General features: G+C 70.3%; 24 protein-coding genes and 1 tRNA gene. All 25 read left to right on the top strand.

The genetic code is table 11. The features are described 5' to 3' along the window. Positions 1-87: 87 nt before the first annotated feature. The 25 genes from H7K62_RS01375 to rplN all read left to right on the top strand — a co-directional run bounded on the left by H7K62_RS01375 (position 88) and on the right by rplN (position 23,019). Positions 88-160: transfer RNA gene (locus tag H7K62_RS01375), tRNA-Trp, on the top strand. A 94-nt stretch (positions 161-254) separates the two neighbouring features. Continuing rightward, a complete protein-coding gene (secE, locus tag H7K62_RS01370) occupies positions 255-509 on the top strand; it encodes a preprotein translocase subunit SecE (RefSeq protein ID WP_186715651.1) in 255 nt (84 codons plus the stop codon). Positions 510-573: 64 nt separating this feature from the next. Next, positions 574-1,371: a transcription termination/antitermination protein NusG gene (gene nusG, locus H7K62_RS01365; RefSeq protein WP_186715649.1), complete on the top strand. Its 798-nt coding sequence runs from the start codon at positions 574-576 to the stop codon at positions 1,369-1,371. A 75-nt stretch (positions 1,372-1,446) separates the two neighbouring features. Beyond that, on the top strand, positions 1,447-1,878 hold the full coding sequence (gene rplK, locus H7K62_RS01360; protein WP_186715647.1) for a 50S ribosomal protein L11: 432 nt from the start codon (positions 1,447-1,449) through the stop codon (positions 1,876-1,878). A gap of 112 nt (positions 1,879-1,990) precedes the next feature. Then, complete coding sequence (gene rplA, locus H7K62_RS01355) at positions 1,991-2,713, top strand: 50S ribosomal protein L1 (RefSeq protein ID WP_186715645.1); 723 nt, start codon at positions 1,991-1,993, stop codon at positions 2,711-2,713. Between the two features lie 384 nt (positions 2,714-3,097). Continuing rightward, complete coding sequence (rplJ, locus tag H7K62_RS01350; RefSeq protein ID WP_186715643.1) at positions 3,098-3,676, top strand: 50S ribosomal protein L10; 579 nt, start codon at positions 3,098-3,100, stop codon at positions 3,674-3,676. Between the two features lie 89 nt (positions 3,677-3,765). Next, the gene (rplL, locus tag H7K62_RS01345; RefSeq protein WP_139710069.1) at positions 3,766-4,155 is read left to right on the top strand and encodes a 50S ribosomal protein L7/L12; all 390 of its coding nucleotides are present in this window, start codon (positions 3,766-3,768) and stop codon (positions 4,153-4,155) included. Positions 4,156-4,608: 453 nt separating this feature from the next. Beyond that, a complete protein-coding gene (gene rpoB, locus H7K62_RS01340) occupies positions 4,609-8,091 on the top strand; it encodes a DNA-directed RNA polymerase subunit beta (RefSeq protein ID WP_186716481.1) in 3,483 nt (1,160 codons plus the stop codon). A gap of 125 nt (positions 8,092-8,216) precedes the next feature. Then, on the top strand, positions 8,217-12,098 hold the full coding sequence (locus H7K62_RS01335) for a DNA-directed RNA polymerase subunit beta' (protein ID WP_186715642.1): 3,882 nt from the start codon (positions 8,217-8,219) through the stop codon (positions 12,096-12,098). Positions 12,099-12,447: 349 nt separating this feature from the next. Next, positions 12,448-12,819, top strand: coding sequence for a 30S ribosomal protein S12 (rpsL, locus tag H7K62_RS01330; RefSeq protein ID WP_109773095.1), 372 nt, complete (start codon positions 12,448-12,450; stop codon positions 12,817-12,819). After that, a complete protein-coding gene (rpsG, locus tag H7K62_RS01325; protein WP_109773094.1) occupies positions 12,819-13,289 on the top strand; it encodes a 30S ribosomal protein S7 in 471 nt (156 codons plus the stop codon). Before rpsL ends, rpsG begins: the two co-directional genes overlap by 1 nt. 88 nt (positions 13,290-13,377) lie before the next feature. Continuing rightward, positions 13,378-15,480: an elongation factor G gene (fusA, locus tag H7K62_RS01320; RefSeq protein WP_186715640.1), complete on the top strand. Its 2,103-nt coding sequence runs from the start codon at positions 13,378-13,380 to the stop codon at positions 15,478-15,480. A gap of 65 nt (positions 15,481-15,545) precedes the next feature. Beyond that, positions 15,546-16,739 (top strand): elongation factor Tu, encoded by a 1,194-nt coding sequence (gene tuf, locus H7K62_RS01315; RefSeq protein ID WP_186715638.1) that lies wholly within the window; start codon positions 15,546-15,548, stop codon positions 16,737-16,739. 397 nt (positions 16,740-17,136) lie between these two features. Further along, entirely contained in the window at positions 17,137-17,445 is a 309-nt protein-coding gene (gene rpsJ, locus H7K62_RS01310) for a 30S ribosomal protein S10 (protein WP_109773091.1), read from the top strand. 40 nt (positions 17,446-17,485) lie between these two features. Beyond that, positions 17,486-18,157: a 50S ribosomal protein L3 gene (rplC, locus tag H7K62_RS01305; RefSeq protein ID WP_186715636.1), complete on the top strand. Its 672-nt coding sequence runs from the start codon at positions 17,486-17,488 to the stop codon at positions 18,155-18,157. 5 nt (positions 18,158-18,162) lie between these two features. Continuing rightward, the gene (rplD, locus tag H7K62_RS01300; protein ID WP_186715634.1) at positions 18,163-18,849 is read left to right on the top strand and encodes a 50S ribosomal protein L4; all 687 of its coding nucleotides are present in this window, start codon (positions 18,163-18,165) and stop codon (positions 18,847-18,849) included. Between the two features lie 32 nt (positions 18,850-18,881). Beyond that, positions 18,882-19,181: a 50S ribosomal protein L23 gene (rplW, locus tag H7K62_RS01295; protein WP_186716479.1), complete on the top strand. Its 300-nt coding sequence runs from the start codon at positions 18,882-18,884 to the stop codon at positions 19,179-19,181. Between the two features lies 1 nt (position 19,182). Next, positions 19,183-20,019 (top strand): 50S ribosomal protein L2, encoded by an 837-nt coding sequence (gene rplB, locus H7K62_RS01290; RefSeq protein WP_186715632.1) that lies wholly within the window; start codon positions 19,183-19,185, stop codon positions 20,017-20,019. 15 nt (positions 20,020-20,034) lie between these two features. Next, a complete protein-coding gene (gene rpsS / locus H7K62_RS01285; RefSeq protein WP_186715630.1) occupies positions 20,035-20,316 on the top strand; it encodes a 30S ribosomal protein S19 in 282 nt (93 codons plus the stop codon). Positions 20,317-20,374: 58 nt separating this feature from the next. Beyond that, entirely contained in the window at positions 20,375-20,782 is a 408-nt protein-coding gene (gene rplV / locus H7K62_RS01280; RefSeq protein ID WP_186715628.1) for a 50S ribosomal protein L22, read from the top strand. Continuing rightward, complete coding sequence (gene rpsC, locus H7K62_RS01275) at positions 20,782-21,606, top strand: 30S ribosomal protein S3 (RefSeq protein WP_186715626.1); 825 nt, start codon at positions 20,782-20,784, stop codon at positions 21,604-21,606. Before rplV ends, rpsC begins: the two co-directional genes overlap by 1 nt. 3 nt (positions 21,607-21,609) lie before the next feature. Continuing rightward, entirely contained in the window at positions 21,610-22,029 is a 420-nt protein-coding gene (gene rplP, locus H7K62_RS01270) for a 50S ribosomal protein L16 (RefSeq protein ID WP_186715624.1), read from the top strand. Beyond that, a complete protein-coding gene (rpmC, locus tag H7K62_RS01265) occupies positions 22,029-22,262 on the top strand; it encodes a 50S ribosomal protein L29 (RefSeq protein ID WP_109773083.1) in 234 nt (77 codons plus the stop codon). Before rplP ends, rpmC begins: the two co-directional genes overlap by 1 nt. After that, positions 22,259-22,552 carry a 30S ribosomal protein S17 gene (gene rpsQ / locus H7K62_RS01260; protein ID WP_186715622.1) on the top strand — a complete coding sequence of 98 codons (294 nt, stop codon included), beginning with the start codon at positions 22,259-22,261 and terminating at the stop codon, positions 22,550-22,552. The genes rpmC and rpsQ overlap by 4 nt, the downstream gene beginning before the upstream one ends. A gap of 98 nt (positions 22,553-22,650) precedes the next feature. Beyond that, the gene (gene rplN / locus H7K62_RS01255; RefSeq protein ID WP_139710047.1) at positions 22,651-23,019 is read left to right on the top strand and encodes a 50S ribosomal protein L14; all 369 of its coding nucleotides are present in this window, start codon (positions 22,651-22,653) and stop codon (positions 23,017-23,019) included. Positions 23,020-23,022 lie beyond the last annotated feature (3 nt).

Here is a 23,022-nt window from a genome sequence, read left to right as displayed (position 1 = left end):
GGTATGCTTGCGGGCCGGTGGTCGTGTGCTGCCCGCGTCCGGACGCTCCGACAGGTCCGGGTCCAGCGCGGCGGAGCGGGCCACCGAAGGGTAGTGGCGCAATTGGTAGCGCACCGGTCTCCAAAACCGGCGGTTGCGGGTTCGAGTCCCGCCTGCCCTGCGACGAGGGACGACCTGGTGGGCACCGGCTCGACCAGCAGCATCACGACCACAGCGGAGCGCCGGCGCACGCCGGCCGAGGAGGTGCGACCGACGTGACGGACACCCAGCCGGGCAGCGCCTCGGGTGCTGCCGCGGCGACCCGTCGCCGCGGGGGCCCCCTCGCCCGCCTGCTCGTGTTCCTGCGCGAGGTGGTCGGCGAGCTCAAGAAGGTGGTCTACCCCACCCGCGACGAGCTCGTGACCTACACCTCCGTCGTGCTGGTGTTCGTCGCGGTCGTCATGACGTACGTGTCCCTGCTGGACCTCGGCTTCGGGCGCCTCGTGCTCTGGGTGCTCGGCGGCAGCTGAGCCGCCCACCACACCGCGTCCCGGCACCAGCAGCACCCGCAGACAGGAAGCAGGCCCCCCCATCGTGTCCCAGCAGTCCTACGACTCCACCGAGACCTTCGACGCCGACGCCGACGAGGCCCTCGAGGTGGACGGCGCGGCAGCCGCCGAGCAGGAGCAGGACGCCGTCGAGGAGCCCTCGTCCGAGTCCGCCGACGACGCCGCCGCGGAGGCCGGTGCGGAGGCCGGTGCCGCAGCGCAGGAGCAGGGCGAGGACGACGAGGACGAGGTCGACCCCGTCGAGGAGTTCAAGACGCAGCTGCGCCGCGCTCCCGGCGACTGGTTCGTGATCCACTCCTACGCGGGCTACGAGAACCGCGTGAAGAGCAACCTCGAGAACCGCATCGGCAGCCTCAACATGGAGGACTACATCTTCCAGGTCGAGGTCCCGATGGAGGAGGTCCGGGAGATCAAGAACGGGCAGCCGAAGCTCGTGCGCCGCGTGCGCATCCCGGGCTACGTGCTGGTCCGGATGGACCTCACCAACGAGTCCTGGGGCGCGGTCCGCCACACCCCGGGCGTCACCGGCTTCGTCGGCAACACCCACCAGCCGGTGCCGCTGAGCACCGACGAGGTGTTCTCGATGCTCGCCCCGGCGCTGCAGCCGAAGGAGGGCGCCAAGTCCTCGGCCAAGGCGGCTCCCGCCACCGAGGTCGACTTCGAGGTGGGCGAGTCGGTCACCGTCATGGAGGGCCCCTTCGAGACGATGCCCGCCACGATCTCCGAGATCAACACCGATCGGCGCACGCTGCAGGTGCTGGTCTCCATCTTCGGCCGGGAGACGCCGGTCGAGCTGTCCTTCGGCCAGGTCGCCAAGATCTGACCGGCCGCCACCAGGCCTGCCCGGCCTGAGGCGACCAGCCACCACGACGCCATGACCACGAGGTAGAGAAGAGCCATGCCCCCCAAGAAGCGGGTCTCCGGACTCATCAAGCTCCAGATCAACGCCGGCGCCGCCACCCCGGCCCCGCCGATCGGCCCCGCGCTGGGCCAGCACGGCGTGAACATCATGGAGTTCTGCAAGGCGTACAACGCCGCGACCGAGTCGCAGCGCGGCAACGTCGTGCCGGTCGAGATCACCGTGTACGAGGACCGCTCGTTCACGTTCATCCTCAAGACCCCGCCGGCTGCCGAGCTCATCAAGAAGGCCGCCGGTGTGGCCAAGGGCTCCCCGACGCCGCACACCACCAAGGTCGCCTCCCTGACCGAGGCCCAGGTGCGCGCCATCGCCGAGCAGAAGATGCAGGACCTCAACGCCAACGACGTCGAGGCCGCCTCGAAGATCATCGCCGGCACCGCCCGGTCCATGGGCATCACCGTCCAGGGCTGAGCAGCCCCCAGCACCACCGCCGCGCACCCCGTGAGGGCGTCCGCGCGGCGCACCGCAGTCGTGGGAGGGCCGGGATCGCCCCGGTCCGCCTGACCACAGAGGAGAGAGCACCGTGAAGCACAGCAAGGCCTACCGCGCCGCCGCCGAGAAGATCGACCGCGACGTCCTCCACAGCCCCCTCGAGGCCGTGAAGCTGGCCAAGGAGACCTCGGTCACCAAGTACGACGCGACCGTCGAGGTGGCGTTCCGCCTGGGCGTGGACCCGCGCAAGGCCGACCAGATGGTCCGCGGCACCGTCAACCTGCCGCACGGCACCGGCAAGACCGCCCGCGTGCTGGTCTTCGCCGTGGGCCCGCGCGCTGCGGCCGCCGAGGCGGCCGGCGCCGACATCGTCGGCGGTGACGAGCTCATCGAGCGAGTGGCCGGGGGCTTCCTCGACTTCGACGCCGCCGTGGCGACGCCGGACCTCATGGGCAAGGTCGGTCGCCTGGGCCGCGTGCTCGGTCCGCGCGGCCTCATGCCCAACCCGAAGACCGGCACGGTGACGATGGACGTCGCCAAGGCCGTGACGGACATCAAGGGCGGCAAGATCGAGTTCCGCGTCGACAAGCACTCCAACCTCCACTTCATCATCGGCAAGGCCTCCTTCCCCGAGGCCTCGCTCGTGGAGAACTACGCGGCTGCCCTCGACGAGGTCCTGCGCCTCAAGCCCGCCGCCTCGAAGGGCCGCTACATCTCCAAGGCGACCATCGCGACGACGATGGGCCCCGGCATCCCCGTGGACCCGGCGCGCACCCGCAACCTCCTCGAGGACGCCGCTGCCGCCACGGCCTGACGCACCGCAGGTCGAAGGCCCCCGTCCCGGCGCTGCCGGGGCGGGGGCCTTCGCCGTCGCCGGGGTCGTCGTCAGGCGCAGCGCTGGTCAGGGCCGCGCCTCGGGTCGTGTAGACTGGAGCCACCGAAGACCGCCGGTCGCTGCGCCCTGTTGACCAGGAGCAGCCGAAGGTCCCGCAGAGCGGGAGTCCAGCGCAGGTGAGCGAGAACCGAGGACAGTCCGTCCGTGCGCGAGCACGGTGCGAGGGTCCTGCGAGCCCCGTGCGCCTGGCGCCGGGGCTCTCGTCGTCTGCGGGCCGGGACCAGCCGGCGGCCGGGTCGGACCTCCGGGACACCGGGGGAGCGGCCCGCCGCACCACTGACACGCACCCCCGGAAGGAGGATCGTGCCCACCGCTGAGAAGGAAGCAGCCGTCGCCGAGCTCACCGAGCTCTTCCGCGAGGCCAACGCCGGCGTGCTCACCGAGTACCGCGGCCTGACCGTCGCGCAGCTCAAGGAGCTGCGCCGCGCGATCGGCGACCACGGCAGCTACAACGTGGTCAAGAACACCCTGACCGCGATCGCCGCCAAGAACGCCGGCGTCGACGCGTTCGAGGGCCAGCTGGCCGGACCGACGGCCATCGCGTTCATCACCGGTGACCCGGTGGAGGCCGCCAAGGGCCTGCGCGCGTTCGCCAAGGGCAACCCGCAGCTGGTCATCAAGTCCGGCTTCCTCGAGGGCAAGCCGCTGACCGCGGCCGAGGTCACGGCGCTGGCCGACCTCGAGCCCCGCGAGGTCCTGCTGGCCAAGATGGCCGGCGCGCTCAAGGGCTCCCTCAACCGCGCCGCGTACGTCTTCAACGCGCCGCTGTCGAAGGCCGCCCGCACCGTCGACGCCCTGCGCGCCAAGGTCGAGGCCGGCTCCCCGGCCGAGGCCGCTGCGCCGGCCGCCGACGAGGCCGCTCCTGCGGCCGACGAGGCCTGAGGGCACCGCCCCTCGCCCCTGCACCACCCCGGCTGCGCGACCGCGCGCCGCTGCTGACACCGATCTGCTGATGGAAGAGGAGAGCCACCATGGCCAAGCTTTCTGCTGACGAGCTGCTCGACGCCTTCAAGGAGATGACCCTCATCGAGCTCTCGGACTTCGTGAAGAAGTTCGAGGAGGTCTTCGAGGTCACCGCCGCCGCCCCCGTCGCCGTCGCCGCCGCTGGTGGCGCCGCTGGTGGCGCGGCCGCCGAGGAGGTCGAGGAGCAGTCCGAGTTCGACGTCATCCTCGAGGCTGCCGGCGACAAGAAGATCCAGGTCATCAAGGAGGTGCGCGCCCTCACGAGCCTCGGCCTGAAGGAGGCCAAGGACCTCGTGGACGGCGCCCCCAAGCCCGTCCTGGAGAAGGTCGCCAAGGACGCCGCCGAGAAGGCCAAGGCCCAGCTCGAGGGCGCTGGCGCCACCGTCTCCGTCAAGTGAGACCGGTCCGGGCGCCCCAGCGGTGACCCGGGCCCCAGCACCACCCGCGCAGCGGCGCCGGCCCCGAGGGGCCGGCGCCGCTGCCGCGTCCTGGCGGGTGCCCGACGGCTCAGCGCCGGGAGTCCAGCGGGGTGCGCCGGCGGTCGCGGGGGGTGCGGCCCTCGGTCCCGCCGCCTCGCCGTGGGCGAGCCTGCTTGACGCGCGGCATGAGCGGGGGCACCATCGTCGTCGCCGGGGTCGGTGCGCAGCGCCTGCCGCGAGGAGACCGACGACGGAGTCGGGTCGGGGCTGGAGCGCCCTGGGAGCACTGGTGACGGCGGCTGGACTTGTGCGGGGTGGAAGAGTACGCTAGCCCCTTGCGCACACTCCTGCATGCCCTGACGCCGGTCACCACCGGATAGGGGTTCGCTGGCATGCGCCCGCACCGTCCGCAGGCCCGTGGAAGGACTCCTCTTGGTCGCCTCGCGCACCTCGCTCCGCCCCAGCTCCAACGGTTCCACCTCGACAGCCCGCCGTGTGTCGTTCGCGAAGATCCGCGAGCCGCTCGACGTCCCCGACCTCCTGGCCCTGCAGACCGAGAGCTTCGACTGGCTCCTCGGCAACGAGCGCTGGCGCGAGCGCGTCGCCGCCGCCTCCAAGGAGGGCGAGGTGCCCAGCACCTCCGGCCTTGAGGACATCTTCGAGGAGATCTCCCCGATCGAGGACTTCTCGGGGTCCATGTCGCTGAGCTTCCGCGACCACCGCTTCGAGCCGCCCAAGTACTCCCTGGAGGAGTGCAAGGAGCGGGACATGACCTACGCCGCGCCGCTGTTCGTGACGGCCGAGTTCATGAACGCCACCACCGGTGAGATCAAGAGCCAGACGGTCTTCATGGGTGACTTCCCGCTCATGACCCCCCGCGGCACCTTCGTCATCAACGGCACCGAGCGCGTCGTCGTGTCGCAGCTCGTGCGCTCCCCGGGCGTCTACTTCGAGCACACCATCGACAAGACCTCCGACAAGGACGTCTACTCGGCGAAGGTCATCCCCAGCCGCGGCGCGTGGCTCGAGTTCGAGGTCGACAAGCGCGACATGGTCGGCGTCCGCGTCGACCGCAAGCGCAAGCAGTCCGTCACCGTCCTCCTCAAGGCCCTCGGCTGGACCGACGCGCAGATCCTCGAGGAGTTCGGCCAGTTCGAGTCCATGCGGGCGACGCTCGAGAAGGACTCCACCACCGGCCAGGACGACGCGCTGCTCGACATCTACCGCAAGCTGCGCCCGGGCGAGCCGCCGACGAAGGAGGCCGCCCAGACCCTCCTGGACAACCTCTACTTCAACCCGAAGCGCTACGACCTGGCCAAGGTCGGTCGCTACAAGCTGAACCGCAAGCTCGGGCTCGAGGAGCCCCTGACCGCGGGGACGCTGCGCGTCGAGGACGTCGTCGCCACCATCCGCTTCCTGGTCACGCTGCACGCCGGCCAGAGCACGATGAAGGGCACCCGTGCGGGGGCCGAGGCCGACATCCGCGTCGAGGTCGACGACATCGACCACTTCGGCAACCGCCGCCTGCGCGCCGTCGGCGAGCTCATCCAGAACCAGGTCCGCACGGGCCTGAGCCGGATGGAGCGCGTCGTGCGCGAGCGCATGACCACCCAGGACGTCGAGGCGATCACGCCCCAGACGCTCATCAACATCCGTCCCGTCGTGGCCTCCATCAAGGAGTTCTTCGGGACGAGCCAGCTGAGCCAGTTCATGGACCAGACCAACCCGCTGGCGGGTCTGACGCACAAGCGCCGCCTGAGCGCCCTGGGCCCGGGTGGTCTGAGCCGCGACCGCGCCGGCATGGACGTCCGCGACGTCCACCCGTCGCACTACGGCCGCATGTGCCCGATCGAGACCCCCGAGGGCCCGAACATCGGCCTGATCGGGTCGCTGTCGAGCTACGGGCGCATCAACCCGTTCGGCTTCGTCGAGACGCCCTACCGGCGCGTCGTCGACGGCGTGGTCAGCGACGAGGTGCACTACCTCACCGCTGACGAGGAGGACGAGCACGTCATCGCCCAGGCGAACGCCCCGCTGGGGGAGCGCCAGGAGTTCACCGAGGCCCGCGTCCTGGTGCGCGCCAAGGGCGGCGAGGCCGAGTTCGTGCCGGCCGCCGAGGTCGACTACATGGACGTCTCGCCGCGCCAGATGGTGTCCGTCGCCACCGCGATGATCCCGTTCCTCGAGCACGACGACGCCAACCGCGCGCTCATGGGCTCGAACATGCAGCGCCAGGCCGTGCCGCTGGTCCGCGCCGAGGCGCCGCTGGTGGGCACCGGCATGGAGCTGCACGCGGCGGTGGACGCCGGTGACGTGATCGTCGCCGAGAAGCCCGGCGCCGTGACCTCCGTGAGCGCCGACCTGGTCACCGTCGCCAACGACGACGGCACCACGTCGACCTACCGGCTCGCGAAGTTCCGCCGCTCGAACCAGGGCACCTCCTACAACCAGCGCGTGCTGGCCGTCGAGGGCACCCACGTCGAGGCCGGCACCGTGCTGGCGGACGGTCCCTCGACGGACCAGGGCGAGCTGGCCCTGGGCCGCAACCTCCTCGTGGCGTTCATGCCGTGGGAGGGCCACAACTACGAGGACGCGATCATCCTCTCCCAGCGGATCGTCCAGGACGACGTCCTGAGCTCGATCCACATCGAGGAGCACGAGGTCGACGCCCGCGACACCAAGCTGGGCCCGGAGGAGATCACCCGGGACATCCCGAACGTCGCGGAGGACGTCCTCGCCGACCTGGACGAGCGCGGCATCATCCGCATCGGCGCCGAGGTCGTCCCGGGCGACATCCTCGTCGGCAAGGTCACGCCCAAGGGCGAGACCGAGCTCACCCCCGAGGAGCGCCTGCTGCGCGCCATCTTCGGCGAGAAGGCCCGCGAGGTCCGCGACACCTCCCTCAAGGTGCCCCACGGCGAGTCCGGCACGGTCATCGGCGTCAAGGTCTTCGACCGGGAGGACGGCGACGAGCTGCCCCCGGGCGTGAACCAGCTGGTGCGCGTGTACGTGGCGCAGAAGCGCAAGATCACCGACGGTGACAAGCTCGCGGGCCGTCACGGCAACAAGGGCGTCATCTCGAAGATCCTCCCCGTCGAGGACATGCCGTTCCTCGAGGACGGCACCCCCGTCGACATCGTGCTGAACCCGCTGGGCGTGCCCGGCCGCATGAACGTCGGCCAGGTCCTCGAGCTGCACCTCGGCTGGATCGCGAAGCAGGGCTGGAAGATCGAGGGCGACCCCGAGTGGGCCGCTCGCATCCCGGAGGTGGCCCGCGAGGTCGCCCCGAACACGCCGGTGGCCTCCCCGGTCTTCGACGGCGTCTCGGAGAACGAGATCACCGGGCTGCTCGGCTGCACGACGCTCACCCGCGACGGTGAGCGGCTGGTGGACGAGTCGGGCAAGGCGCGGATGTTCGACGGGCGCTCCGGCGAGCCGTTCCCGTACCCGGTCTCGGTCGGCTACATGTACATCCTCAAGCTCCACCACCTGGTCGACGACAAGATCCACGCCCGCTCGACCGGCCCCTACTCCATGATCACGCAGCAGCCCCTGGGTGGTAAGGCCCAGTTCGGCGGCCAGCGGTTCGGCGAGATGGAGGTGTGGGCGCTCGAGGCGTACGGCGCGGCCTACGCGCTGCAGGAGCTGCTCACCATCAAGTCCGACGACGTGCTGGGGCGCGTGAAGGTCTACGAGGCCGTCGTCAAGGGCGAGAACATCCCCGAGCCGGGCATCCCCGAGTCCTTCAAGGTGCTCATCAAGGAGATGCAGTCGCTCTGCCTGAACGTGGAGATCCTCTCCAGCGACGGCACGAGCATCGAGATGCGGGAGACCGACGACGACGTCTTCCGCGCCGCGGAGGAGCTCGGCATCGACCTGAGCCGCCGCGAGCCGTCGAGCGTGGAAGAGGTCTGACGACCTCCTCCGCCTTCGACCCGGCGCGGCCCCCGCTGGGGGGCCGCGCCGGCGCCTCCCTCTCCCAGCACCCCAGCTCTGCTCCCCCCGAGGGAGCACCCCTGAGCACCACCGAGAGGACATCCGTGCTCGACGTCAACTTCTTCGACGAGATCCGCATCGGCCTGGCCACCGCCGACTCGATCCGCACCTGGAGCCACGGCGAGGTCAAGAAGCCAGAGACCATCAACTACCGCACGCTCAAGCCGGAGAAGGACGGGCTCTTCTGCGAGAAGATCTTCGGTCCCACCCGGGACTGGGAGTGCTACTGCGGCAAGTACAAGCGCGTCCGCTTCAAGGGCATCATCTGCGAGCGCTGCGGCGTCGAGGTGACCCGCGCCAAGGTCCGCCGTGAGCGGATGGGCCACATCGAGCTGGCCGCGCCCGTGACGCACATCTGGTACTTCAAGGGCGTCCCGAGCCGCCTCGGGTACCTCCTCGACCTGGCGCCGAAGGACCTCGAGAAGGTCATCTACTTCGCCGCCTACATGATCACCTGGGTCGACACCGAGTCGCGCTCGCGCGACCTGCCGTCGCTGCAGGCGCAGATGGAGGTCGAGAAGAAGCAGGTCGCCGACCGTCGCGACAGCGACGTGGAGGCCCGCGCGCAGAAGCTCGAGGCCGACCTGGCCGAGCTCGAGGCCGAGGGCGCCAAGGGCGACGTGCGCCGTCGCCTGCGCGAGTCCGCCGAGCGCGAGATGAACGCCATCCGCCGCCGCGCGGACGCCGAGGTCGAGCGCCTCACGCAGGTCTGGGACCGCTTCGCCAAGCTCAAGGTCGCCGACCTCGAGGGCGACGAGGTGCTCTACCGCGAGCTGCGCGACCGGTACGGCCTGTACTTCGAGGGCGGCATGGGCGCTGCGGCGATCCAGAAGCGCCTGGCCTCCTTCGACCTCCAGGCCGAGGCCGAGTCGCTGCGCGAGACCATCGCCACGGGCAAGGGGCAGCGCAAGACGCGCGCGCTCAAGCGCCTCAAGGTCGTCTCGGCCTTCCTCACCACCACCAACTCGCCGCTCGGCATGGTGCTGGACGCGGTCCCGGTCATCCCGCCGGACCTGCGCCCCATGGTCCAGCTCGACGGTGGCCGCTTCGCCACCTCCGACCTGAACGACCTGTACCGCCGCGTCATCAACCGCAACAACCGCCTCAAGCGGCTGCTCGACCTCGGCGCTCCCGAGATCATCGTGAACAACGAGAAGCGGATGCTGCAGGAAGCCGTCGACGCGCTGTTCGACAACGGCCGTCGCGGACGCCCGGTCACCGGCCCGGGCAACCGCCCGCTGAAGTCGCTGTCCGACATGCTCAAGGGCAAGCAGGGCCGGTTCCGCCAGAACCTGCTCGGCAAGCGCGTCGACTACTCGGGCCGTTCGGTCATCGTGGTCGGGCCGCAGCTCAAGCTGCACCAGTGCGGCCTGCCGAAGCCCATGGCGCTGGAGCTGTTCAAGCCCTTCGTCATGAAGCGGCTGGTCGACCTCAACCACGCGCAGAACATCAAGTCGGCCAAGCGCATGGTCGAGCGCGCCCGCCCGGTGGTGTGGGACGTGCTCGAGGAGGTCATCACCGAGCACCCGGTGCTGCTGAACCGCGCGCCCACGCTGCACCGCCTCGGCATCCAGGCCTTCGAGCCCCAGCTGGTCGAGGGCAAGGCCATCCACCTGCACCCGCTCGTCTGCGGCGCCTTCAACGCCGACTTCGACGGTGACCAGATGGCGGTCCACCTGCCGCTGAGCGCGGAGGCGCAGGCCGAGGCCCGCGTGCTCATGCTCTCCAGCAACAACATCCTCAAGCCGGCGGACGGTCGCCCGGTGACGATGCCCACGCAGGACATGGTCATCGGCCTGTTCCACCTCACCTCCGTGGTCGAGGGCGGGGCCGGCGAGGGTCGCACGTTCGGGTCGGTCGCCGAGGCGATCATGGCGTTCGACGCGAAGGCGCTGGACCTGGGCGCCCGCGTCCGGATCCGCCTGGAGGGCGTCGTGCCGCCGGCCGGTGCCGCCGTCCCCGAGGGGTGGGCGCAGGGCGAGCCGCTGGTCCTGGAGACCACGCTCGGGCGCACGCTCTTCAACGAGGCGCTGCCGACGGACTACCGGTTCGTGGACGCGGTCGTGGACAAGAAGCAGCTCTCGGCGATCGTCAACGACCTCGCTGAGCGGTACCCGAAGGTGCAGGTGGCGGCGACGCTCGACGCGCTCAAGGCGGCCGGCTTCCACTGGGCGACCCGCTCGGGCACGACCATCGCCATCTCCGACCTGGTCTCGCCGGACAACAAGCAGGCGATCCTGGAGGAGCACGAGGCCCGGGCCGAGAAGGTCCAGCAGCAGTACGAGGCCGGCCTCATCACCAACGACGAGCGCCGCCAGGAGCTCATCGAGATCTGGACCGTCGGCACCAACCGCGTCGCGGAGGACCTGGAGTCCTCGATCGACCCGAAGAACACCATCTTCCGGATGGTCACTTCGGGTGCGCGAGGCAACTGGATGCAGATGCGCCAGATCGGCGGCATGAAGGGCCTCGTGGCGAACCCCCGCGGCGAGATCATCCCCCGCCCGGTGAAGTCCTCCTTCCGCGAGGGCCTGTCGGTGCTGGAGTTCTTCATCTCCACGCACGGCGCCCGCAAGGGCCTGGCGGACACCGCGCTGCGCACCGCCGACTCGGGGTACCTGACCCGTCGTCTGGTGGACGTGTCCCAGGACGTCATCGTCCGCGAGGACGACTGCGGGACCTCTCGCGGCCTGACGCTGCCGATCGGCACCCGCGGGCAGGACGGCCAGCTGCGCCTGCTCGACACGGTGGAGACCAGCGTCTACGCCCGGACCCTCGCCGCCGCCGTCACGGTGGACGGCGAGGTGCTCGCCGACGCGGGCGCTGACGTCGGCGACGTGCTCATCGACGCCCTGGTCGCCCGCGGGGTCGAGGAGGTGAAGATCCGCTCGGTCCTCACCTGCGAGTCCAAGGTCGGCACCTGCGCGCTCTGCTACGGCCGCTCGCTCGCCACCGGCAAGCTCGTGGACATCGGCGAGGCCGTCGGCATCATCGCCGCGCAGTCCATCGGCGAGCCCGGTACCCAGCTGACGATGCGCACCTTCCACGTCGGTGGTGTCGCGTCCGAGGGCGGCGACATCACGCACGGCCTCCCGCGCGTGCAGGAGCTGTTCGAGGCGCGCACCCCGAAGGGGCAGGCGCCGATCGTCGAGGCCGTCGGCCGCGTGTCCATCGAGGACGCCGACCGCACCCGCCGCATCACGGTGACCCCCGACGACGGCTCGGAGGAGGTCTCCCACCTGGTCAGCAAGCGCGCGCGCCTGCTGGTCGCCGACGGCCAGCGCGTCGAGGTCGGGCAGCAGCTCGTGCAGGGGTCGGTCGACCCGAAGCAGGTGCTGCGCATCCTCGGTCCCCGCGCGGTGCAGAAGCACCTGGTGGACGAGGTGCAGTCGGTCTACCGCAGCCAGGGCGTGGGCATCCACGACAAGCACATCGAGGTCATCGTGCGGCAGATGCTGCGCCGCGTGACGATCATCGACTCCGGCGACGCCGAGCTGCTGCCCGGTGAGCTGGCCGAGCGCGGTCGCTTCGAGTCGGAGAACCGCCGCGTCGTGGCCGAGGGCGGCACCCCCGCCGCTGGTCGTCCCGAGCTGATGGGCATCACCAAGGCCTCCCTGGCGACGGAGTCGTGGCTGTCCGCGGCGTCGTTCCAGGAGACCACCCGCGTGCTCACCGAGGCCGCCCTCAACGGGCGCAGCGACCCGCTGCTGGGCCTCAAGGAGAACGTCATCCTGGGCAAGCTCATCCCGGCGGGCACCGGCCTGGCGCGCTACCGCGACGTCAAGGTGGAGCCGACGGAGGAGGCGAAGGCCGCGATGTACGCGATCCCGAGCTACGACGACACGGACTACGAGGGCTACTTCGGCGCCGGCTCCGGCCAGGCCGTCCCGCTCGAGGAGTACGACATCGGCGGCTACGGCCGCTGACGCACCGTCCGGTGCCCCCCGACCCCGCTGGGCCGGGGGGGCTGCCGGGCAGCGACGCCGAGACGCCCTCGGCGGCGGGGAACACCCCCGTCGCCGGGGGCGTTTTGACTGGTGTAGCGAGCACCGCGTACCCTCGACAGAAGCCCGGGTGCGCCCGGGCCTCCGTGCGCCAGGACCGTCCCGCTCTCGCGAGGGGACCGCCGTCCGGGCAGGGTCCTGTGGGGAAGCCCGCTGGGCAGTCGGACGTGCCCGACCACGGGGGCCAGGCAGTACGAGCGGTGGTGGGAGTCAGATCCAGCCGCCGGCAGCCCGACACCGACAGACGCACGTCACGACCCACGGAGACTCAGTGCCCACCATCCAGCAGTTGGTCCGCAAGGGCCGCCAGGACAAGGCGACGAAGACCAAGACGCCGGCCCTCAAGGGGAGCCCGCAGCGACGCGGCGTGTGCACCCGCGTGTACACCACCACCCCCAAGAAGCCGAACTCGGCGCTGCGCAAGGTCGCCCGCGTGCGCCTGTCCAGCCAGGTCGAGGTCACCGCCTACATCCCGGGCGAGGGTCACAACCTCCAGGAGCACTCGATCGTGCTCGTCCGCGGCGGGCGCGTGAAGGACCTCCCGGGCGTGCGCTACAAGATCGTGCGCGGCGCGCTCGACACCCAGGCGGTCAAGAACCGCAAGCAGGCCCGCAGCCGCTACGGCGCGAAGAAGGGGAACTGATGCCTCGCAAGGGACCGGCCCCGAAGCGGCCGCTCGTCGTCGACCCGGTCTACGGGTCCCCGCTGGTCACCCAGCTCGTCAACAAGATCCTCGTGGACGGCAAGAAGTCCGTCGCCGAGCGCATCGTCTACGGGGCCCTGGAGGGCACCCGTGAGAAGACCGGCCAGGACCCGGTGGTCGCGCTGAAGAAGGCCATGGACAACGTCCGCCCGGCCCTCGAGGTGAAGTCCCGCCGCGTCGGCGGCGCCACCTACCAGGTGCCGATCGAGGTCCGCGCGGGCCGCTCCACCACGCTCGCGCTGCGCTGGCTGACCAGCTACGCCCGCTCGCGTCGTGAGAAGACGATGACCGAGCGCCTCATGAACGAGATCATCGACGCCAGCAACGGCCTGGGTGCAGCGGTCAAGCGCCGCGAGGACACCCACAAGATGGCCGAGTCGAACAAGGCGTTCGCGCACTACCGCTGGTGATCTTCCGTCCGCGCCGCCCACCGGGCGGCGCGGACGCACCCCACCGCTCCCTAGGGCCCCTCGAGGGCCGGACAGGCAGGACCACAGCGTGGCACTCGACGTGCTGATGGACCTCAACAAGGTCCGCAACTTCGGCATCATGGCGCACATCGACGCCGGCAAGACCACGACGACCGAGCGGATCCTCTTCTACACGGGGATCAACTACAAGATCGGCGAGGTCCACGACGGCGCCGCCACCATGGACTGGATGGAGCAGGAGCAGGAGCGGGGGATCACCATCACCTCCGCTGCCACCACCTGCTTCTGGGAGGGCACCCAGCTCAACATCATCGACACCCCGGGCCACGTCGACTTCACGGTCGAGGTGGAGCGCAACCTCCGCGTCCTCGACGGCGCTGTCGCCGTCTTCGACGGCAAGGAGGGTGTCGAGCCCCAGTCCGAGACGGTGTGGCGGCAGGCGGACAAGTACGACGTCCCCCGCATCTGCTTCGTCAACAAGATGGACAAGCTGGGCGCCGACTTCTACTTCACCGTCCAGACCATCAAGGACCGCCTCGGGGCGACGCCGCTGGTCATCCAGCTGCCGATCGGCTCCGAGAGCAGCTTCATCGGTTGCGTCGACCTCGTCTACAACCGCGCCCTGGTGTGGCGCGGCGAGACCGGCAAGGGCGAGGCCTACGACATCGAGGAGATCCCGGCCGACCTCGTGGAGAAGGCGGCGGAGTACCGCCACCAGCTCATCGAGACGGTCGCGGAGTCCGACGAGGCCCTCCTGGAGAAGTACCTCGGTGGCGAGGAGCTGACCCCCGAGGAGATCAAGGGCGCGATCCGCAAGCTCACCATCTCCTCCACGCTCTACCCGGTGCTGTGCGGCTCGGCGTTCAAGAACAAGGGCGTCCAGCCCATGCTCGACGCCGTGGTCGACTACCTGCCGACGCCGCTGGACGTCCCCAGCGTCGAGGGGCACAAGCCGAACGACGAGGAGACCGTGCTCACCCGCGCGGCGAAGTACGAGGAGCCGTTCTCGGCCCTCGCCTTCAAGATCTCCTCGCACCCGTTCTTCGGCAAGCTCACCTACATCCGCGTCTACTCGGGCCGGATCTCCTCGGGCGCCCAGGTCGTGAACTCGACCAAGGGCAAGAAGGAGCGCATCGGGAAGATCTTCCAGATGCACTCCAACAAGGAGAACCCCGTCGACGAGGCGGCTGCTGGCCACATCTACGCGGTCATCGGCCTCAAGGACACGACCACCGGCGAGACGCTGTGCGACCCGTCGGCGCCGATCGTCCTCGAGTCGATGACCTTCCCGGAGCCGGTCATCTCCGTGGCCATCGAGCCCAAGACGAAGGCCGACCAGGAGAAGCTGGGCACCGCGATCCAGAAGCTCGCCGAGGAGGACCCGACCTTCCAGGTCCAGCTCGACGAGGAGACCGGTCAGACCATCATCAAGGGGATGGGCGAGCTCCACCTCGACATCCTGGTCGACCGGATGCGTCGCGAGTTCAAGGTCGAGGCGAGCGTCGGCAAGCCCCAGGTGGCGTACCGCGAGACCATCCGCCGCACGGTGGAGAAGATCGACTACGTCCACAAGAAGCAGACCGGCGGCTCCGGCCAGTACGCGAAGGTCCAGCTCAAGTTCGAGCCGCTGGACACCTCCGACGGCCAGATGTACGAGTTCAAGAACGCCGTGACCGGTGGTCGGGTGCCGCGCGAGTACATCCCCAGCGTCGACGCCGGCATCCAGGACGCGATGCAGCTCGGCGTGGTGGCCGGCTACCCGCTCGTGGGCATCAAGGCCACCCTGCTCGACGGCGCTTACCACGAGGTCGACTCCTCGGAGATGGCGTTCAAGGTCGCCGGCTCGATGGTCCTCAAGGAGGGCGTCAAGAAGGCCGACCCGGTGCTCCTGGAGCCTGTGATGGCCGTCGAGGTGCGCACGCCCGAGGACTACATGGGCGACGTCATCGGCGACCTGAACTCCCGCCGTGGCCAGATCCAGGCCATGGAGGACATCAGCGGCGCCAAGATCGTGCGTGCGCAGGTCCCGCTGTCGGAGATGTTCGGCTACGTCGGCGACCTGCGGTCGAAGACCCAGGGCCGGGCCGTGTACACCATGACGTTCGACAGCTACGCCGAGGTCCCGCGCAACGTGGCCGAGGAGATCATCAAGAAGGCCCGCGGCGAGTGACCTGCCGCTAGCGGCAGGCCGTTCGTTAGCATCATCGACAGACAGATCTCGAGGAGGAACACCCAGTGGCCAAGGCCAAGTTCGAGCGGACCAAGCCCCACGTCAACATCGGGACGATCGGGCACATCGACCACGGCAAGACGACGCTCACCGCGGCGATCTCCAAGGTCCTGCACGACAAGTACCCGGACCTGAACCCCTTCACGCCTTTCGACCAGATCGACAAGGCGCCTGAGGAGAAGCAGCGCGGCATCACCATCTCGATCGCGCACGTCGAGTACCAGACCGAGCAGCGCCACTACGCGCACGTCGACTGCCCCGGGCACGCCGACTACATCAAGAACATGATCACCGGTGCGGCCCAGATGGACGGCGCGATCCTCGTGGTCGCCGCCACCGACGGCCCGATGCCGCAGACCAAGGAGCACGTGCTCCTGGCCCGCCAGGTCGGCGTCCCCTACATCGTGGTGGCGCTGAACAAGGCCGACATGGTCGACGACGAGGAGATCCTCGAGCTCGTCGAGATGGAGGTCCGCGAGCTGCTGTCCTCCTACGAGTTCCCGGGTGACGACCTGCCCGTCGTCCGCGTCTCGGCGCTGAAGGCGCTCGAGGGCGACGCCGAGTGGGGCGCCAAGCTCCTCGAGCTCATGGACGCGGTGGACGCCTCCATCCCGCAGCCGGAGCGCGAGGTCGACAAGCCGTTCCTCATGCCGATCGAGGACGTCTTCACCATCACCGGCCGCGGCACCGTGGTCACCGGCCGCATCGAGCGCGGCATCCTCAAGGTCAACGAGACCGTCGAGATCGTCGGCATCAAGACCGCGTCGCAGTCCACGACCGTGACCGGCATCGAGATGTTCCGCAAGCTCCTCGACGAGGGCCAGGCCGGCGAGAACGTCGGTCTGCTCCTCCGCGGCCTCAAGCGCGAGGACGTCGAGCGCGGCCAGGTCGTCTGCAAGCCCAAGTCGATCACGCCCCACACCGACTTCGAGGCTCGCGTCTACATCCTGTCCAAGGACGAGGGCGGGCGTCACAACCCGTTCTACTCGAACTACCGTCCGCAGTTCTACTTCCGCACCACGGACGTCACCGGCGTCATCACGCTGCCCGAGGGCACCGAGATGGTCATGCCGGGTGACAACACCGAGATGACGGTCGCGCTCATCCAGCCGATCGCCATGGAGGAGGGCCTGCGCTTCGCCATCCGCGAGGGCGGCCGCACCGTGGGCGCCGGCCAGGTCGTCAAGATCATCAAGTGACCTGAGCCCCTCCGGGGGCGAAGGGTGACACGCGTCGGGCCCGGGAGCGCTGCTCCCGGGCCCTTCGCGTGCCACAGGACGCCTGCGGCGGTGCGCGGCGCTGCCTCGTGAGCGGGGCAGCGCCCCGAGCCTCCTCGACCGGATTGGACCGGAGCGGGGGGCATCTGGCAAGATGGGATGGTCGTTCGGCGTGCGCGCCCCTCGCTCTCGGCGAGGGGCGCCCCGCTGCGGGCCCCCACGGGTCCGCGTCACGGATCGCCGGCGCCCGGTCCACCGGGCACAGACAGCAGACCTCCACAGGTGGCAGCGCGCCAGTGCGCTCGAGGATGGGCGACACGCCCGACCTCGGGGGCCGGTGGCCGCCCCGTGGCACAGCGGGACGAGAGAGGGACGGGCCATGGCGGGACAGAAGATCCGCATCCGGCTGAAGTCGTACGACCACGAGGTCATCGACAGCTCCGCGCGCAAGATCGTCGACACGGTCAGCAACGCCGGTGCGACGGTGGTGGGCCCGGTGCCGCTGCCGACCGAGAAGAACGTGTACGTCGTCATCCGCTCGCCGCACAAGTACAAGGACAGCCGCGAGCAGTTCGAGATGCGGACGCACAAGCGCCTGATCGACATCATCGACCCGACGCCGAAGGCGGTCGACTCGCTGATGCGCCTCGACCTCCCCGCGGACGTCAACATCGAGATCAAGCTCTGAGCCTGGTCACGGAACAGACAGAGCTGCGAGGAGAACGACGATGAGCACGACCACCGACGCGCCGCGCCGCGTCGCGGGCCTGCTGGGCACCAAGCTCGGGATGACCCAGGTCTGGGACGAGGCGGGACGCCTCGTCCCGGTGACCGTCATCCAGGCCGGCCCGTGCGTGGTGACGCAGGTGCGCACCCCCGAGACCGACGGCTACGACGCGGTCCAGATCGCCTTCGGCGCGATCGACCCGCGCAAGGTCAACAAGCCGCTGTCCGGCCACTTCGAGAAGGCGGGCACCACGCCCCGCCGTCACGTCGCCGAGCTGCGCACCCCCGACGCGGGTGACTACTCGGCCGGCCAGGAGCTGACCGCCGAGCTGTTCAGCGCCGGCCAGCGCATCGACGTGGGCGGCACGACCCGCGGCAAGGGCTTCGCCGGTGTCATGAAGCGCCACGGCTTCGCCGGTGTCTCGGCCAGCCACGGTGCCCACCGCAACCACCGCAAGCCGGGCTCGATCGGCGGCTGCGCCACCCCCGGCCGCGTCTTCAAGGGTCTGCGCATGGCCGGCCGTATGGGCGGCGAGCGCCAGACCACGCAGAACCTGCTCGTCCACGCCGTCGACGCCGAGCGCGGCTACGTGCTCGTCAAGGGTGCCGTCCCCGGTCCCCGCGGCGCCGTCGTCGTCCTCAAGACCGCGGCCAAGGCCGCTCAGGAGGGCTGAGTCCCATGACCACCAGCACCGAGACCCTGGACGCGGCCCCCGCCGACCGCACGGTCGACGTCATCGGCCCCGACGGCTCCGCCGCCGGCTCCGCGACGCTGCCGGGTGACGTCTTCGACGTCCAGACCAACGTCCCGCTGATCCACCAGGTCGTCGTCGCGCAGCTCGCCGCCGCGCGCCAGGGCACCCACGCCACCAAGACCCGCGGCGACGTCCGCGGCGGTGGCAAGAAGCCCTACAAGCAGAAGGGCACCGGCCGCGCCCGCCAGGGCTCGACCCGCGCCCCGCAGTTCGCCGGCGGTGGCACCGTCCACGGGCCGCAGCCGCGCGACTACAGCCAGCGGACGCCCAAGAAGATGAAGGCCGCCGCCCTGCGCGGAGCCCTCTCGGACCGGGCCCGCCACGAGCGCGTGCACGTCCTCTCCGCCGTCGTGGCGGGCGAGGCGCCCAGCACCAAGGGCGCCGTGAGCCTGCTCGCGGGGCTGTCCGAGCGCAAGCAGCGCCTCGTGGTGCTGCAGCGCGGCGACGAGCTGAGCTGGAAGAGCCTGCAGAACGCTGCCGGCGTCCACCTGCTGTTCGCCGACCAGCTCAACACCTACGACGTCCTCTGCTCCGACGACGTCGTGTTCACCTCCGGCGCGCTGGAGGCCTTCCTGGCCGGCGCCACCCGCAGCGAGGAGGCCGCTCGATGAGCGAGACGTCCAGCACGACGAGCACCACCAGCGTGTTCGCCGTCGGCAAGGACCCGCGCGACGTGCTCGTCGCCCCGGTCGTGTCCGAGAAGAGCTACGCGCTCCTCGACCAGGGGAAGTACACCTTCCTGGTCGACCCGCGCGCGAACAAGACCGAGATCAAGGTCGCCGTGGAGAAGGTCTTCGGCGTCAAGGTCGCCTCGGTCAACACCCTCAACCGCGAGGGCAAGAAGCGCCGCACGCGCACCGGGACCGGCAAGCGCAAGGACACCAAGCGCGCTGTCGTCACCCTGCGCGAGGGCACCATCGACATCTTCGGGGGAGGGGCCTGACATGGGCATCCGCCAGTACAAGCCCACCACGCCGGGCCGTCGTGGCTCCTCGGTCGCCGACTTCGTCGAGGTGACCCGCAGCGAGCCCGAGAAGTCCCTCGTGCGCCCGCTGCCCAAGAAGGGCGGCCGCAACAACAACGGCCGCATCACCACCCGCCACCAGGGTGGCGGCCACAAGCGCGCCTACCGCGTGATCGACTTCCGTCGCCACGACAAGGACGGCGTGCCGGCCACGGTCGCTCACATCGAGTACGACCCCAACCGCACCGCTCGCCTGGCGCTGCTGCACTACGTCGACGGGACCAAGCGCTACATCCTCGCGCCGACCCGCCTGAAGCAGGGCGACCGCATCGAGAACGGCCCCGAGGCCGACATCAAGCCCGGCAACAACCTGCCGCTGCGCAACATCCCCGTCGGCACCGTGGTGCACGCGGTGGAGCTGCGTCCCGGCGGCGGCGCCAAGATGGCCCGCTCCGCTGGCGCGTCCATCCGCCTGGTGGCCCGCGAGAGCGGCGTGGCGCAGCTGCGCATGCCCTCCGGCGAGGTCCGGACGGTCTCGGCCGAGTGCCGCGCCACCGTCGGCGAGGTCGGCAACGCCGAGCAGTCGAACATCAACTGGGGCAAGGCCGGCCGCATGCGCTGGAAGGGCAAGCGCCCGACCGTCCGCGGTGTGGCCATGAACCCGATCGACCACCCGCACGGTGGTGGTGAGGGCAAGACCTCCGGTGGTCGCCACCCGGTCAGCCCCTGGGGCCAGGCCGAGGGCCGCACCCGCCGTCCCGGCAAGGCCAGCGACCGCCAGATCGTCCGTCGCCGCACTGCCGGCAAGAAGCGCTGAGGGAGTAGCTGAGCCATGCCGCGCAGCCTGAAGAAGGGTCCCTTCGTCGACGACCACCTCACCAAGAAGGTGGACGCCCAGAACGAGAAGGGCACGAAGAACGTCATCCGCACGTGGTCGCGCCGCTCGATGATCGTCCCGGACATGCTCGGGCACACGATCGCCGTGCACGACGGCCGCAAGCACGTGCCGGTGTTCGTCACCGAGGCGATGGTCGGGCACAAGCTCGGCGAGTTCGCCCCCACCCGCACCTTCCGCGGGCACGAGAAGGACGACCGCCGGGGCCGTCGCCGCTGACCCGGGTCAGCAGGTGACGAACTCCCCGACACAGCCGAGACACGAGGCAGGACGAGACATGGAAGCCAAGGCGCAGGCGCGGTACGTCCGCGTGACGCCGCAGAAGGCGCGGCGCGTCGTGGACCTGATCCGCGGACGCCGTGCGAGCGAGGCGGTGGCGGTGCTGAGCTTCGCCCCCCAGTCGGCGAGCGAGCCGGTGCTCAAGGTCGTGCAGAGCGCGATCGCGAACGCCCGCGTCAAGGCCGACCGCGCCAGCGAGGCCTTCGACGAGCGCAGCCTGGTCATCAGCGCTGCGTACGTCGACGAGGGCGTCTCGCTGAAGCGCTTCCGCCCGCGGGCCCAGGGCCGCGCCGGACGGATCATCAAGCGCACGAGCCACATCACCGTCGTGGTCGCCCCCGAGGCCGAGAAGGCCGCCACGGGTGCCCGCGGTGAGCAGCAGACGCAGACGAGGAGGGCCCGCTGATGGGGCAGAAGGTCAACCCGAACGGGTTCCGCCTCGGCATCACCACCGACCACCGGTCGCGGTGGTTCGCCGACAGCACGCGTCCGGGGCAGCGCTACCGCGACTACGTGAAGGAGGACGTGGAGATCCGCCGGCTCATGTCGAAGGGCATGGACCGGGCCGGCATCGCCCGCGTCGAGATCGAGCGCACCCGTGACCGCGTGCGCGTCGACATCCACACCGCGCGCCCCGGCATCGTCATCGGCCGCCGCGGCGCCGAGGCGGACCGCCTGCGCGGTGAGCTGGAGAAGCTCACGGGCAAGCAGGTGCAGCTGAACATCCTCGAGGTGAAGAACCCCGAGGCCGAGGCCCAGCTGGTGGCGCAGGGCATCGCGGAGCAGCTCGCCAGCCGCGTGTCCTTCCGCCGCGCCATGCGCAAGGGCATGCAGTCCGCCCAGCGCGCCGGCGCCCGCGGCATCCGCGTGCAGTGCTCGGGCCGCCTCGGTGGCGCCGAGATGAGCCGCTCGGAGTTCTACCGCGAGGGTCGCGTGCCGCTGCACACCCTGCGCGCGTACATCGACTACGGCTTCTACGAGGCCAAGACGACCTTCGGCCGCATCGGCGTGAAGGTCTGGATCTACAAGGGCGACCACACCCAGCGCGAGCTCGCCGCGCAGGCCGCCACCGCTCCCCGCGGTGCGCGTCCCCCGCGCGGTGACCGCCCGCAGCGCGGTGACCGCCCCCAGCGCGGGGGCAACCCGCACCGCGGCGAGGGCCAGGCCCCCGCCGCCGCCACCACCGCTCCGGCCGAGGCCGGGGCGTCCGCACCCGGATCGGAGGGCTGACCCGTGCTGATCCCTCGGCGCCTCGCGCACCGCAAGCAGCACCACCCCACCCGCCGTGGCCAGGCCACCGGCGGCACCGCGGTCACCTTCGGTGACTTCGGCATCCAGGCGCTCGAGCACGGCTACGTGACCAACCGCCAGATCGAGTCCGCTCGTATCGCCATGACCCGCCACATCAAGCGTGGCGGCAAGGTCTGGATCAACATCTACCCGGACCGCCCGCTGACCAAGAAGCCCGCAGAGACCCGCATGGGCTCCGGCAAGGGCTCGCCCGAGTGGTGGATCAGCAACGTCAAGCCCGGACGCGTGATGTTCGAGCTGTCCGGCGTGCCGGAGGAGATCGCCCGCGAGGCGATGCGGCGCGCGATCCACAAGCTGCCGATGAAGTGCCGCTTCGTCACCCGTGAGGGAGGGCTGTCCTGATGGCCGTCGGGTCCAAGGGCCTGGAGCCCACCGCGCTGCGCGGTTTCGAGGACGAGCGCCTCGTCGAGGAGCTGCGGAAGGCCAAGGAGGAGCTCTTCAACCTCCGCTTCCAGTCGGCCACCGGGCAGCTCGAGAACCACGGTCGGCTGCGCGCCGTCCGCCGGGACATCGCCCGGATCTACACGACGATGCGCGAGCGCGAGCTCGGCATCGGGGAGGTCGACGCCCAGTGAGCGAGAACAGCACCAGCACCGAGGCTGCCGAGACGCCGGCGCGCGGCTACCGCAAGACCCGCCGCGGCTACGTGGTCAGCGACAAGATGACCAAGACCGTGGTCGTCGCCGTCGAGGACCGCGTGAAGCACCCCCTCTACGCGAAGGTCATCCGCCGCACCGTCAAGGTGAAGGCGCACGACGAGAACGAGACCGCCGGCATCGGCGACCTCGTCAGCATCGCCGAGACCCGTCCGCTGTCGGCCACCAAGCGGTGGCGCGTGGTCGAGGTCCTCGAGCGGGCCAAGTAAGCCCAGCCCACGGTCCCATCTAGTTCCGCGAGGCTCGACCCCCGCCGGCCGGCTGGCCGGCGGCGGGCGAGGACCGGCGTGACGACAGGAGAGAAGCAGTGATCCAGCAGGAGTCGCGGCTGCGCGTCGCCGACAACACGGGTGCCAAGGAGATCCTCTGCATCCGCGTGCTCGGCGGCAGCGGACGCCGCTACGCCGGCATCGGCGACGTCATCGTCGCCACCGTCAAGGACGCCATCCCCGGGGGTGCCGTCAAGAAGGGCGACGTCGTCAAGGCGGTCGTCGTCCGCACCACCAAGGAGAACCGTCGCCCGGACGGCTCCTACATCCGCTTCGACGAGAACGCCGCGGTGATCCTGCGCAACGACGGCGACCCGCGCGGCACCCGCATCTTCGGCCCCGTCGGCCGCGAGCTGCGTGACAAGAAGTTCATGCGGATCATCTCGCTCGCCCCGGAGGTGCTCTGACCC

The sequence above is a fragment of the Quadrisphaera sp. RL12-1S genome, assembly GCF_014270065.1.
GTDB lineage: Bacteria > Actinomycetota > Actinomycetes > Actinomycetales > Quadrisphaeraceae > Quadrisphaera.
The sequence above is the reverse complement of the archived record's forward strand: the minus strand, read 5'-3'. Positions and strand labels throughout refer to the sequence as shown.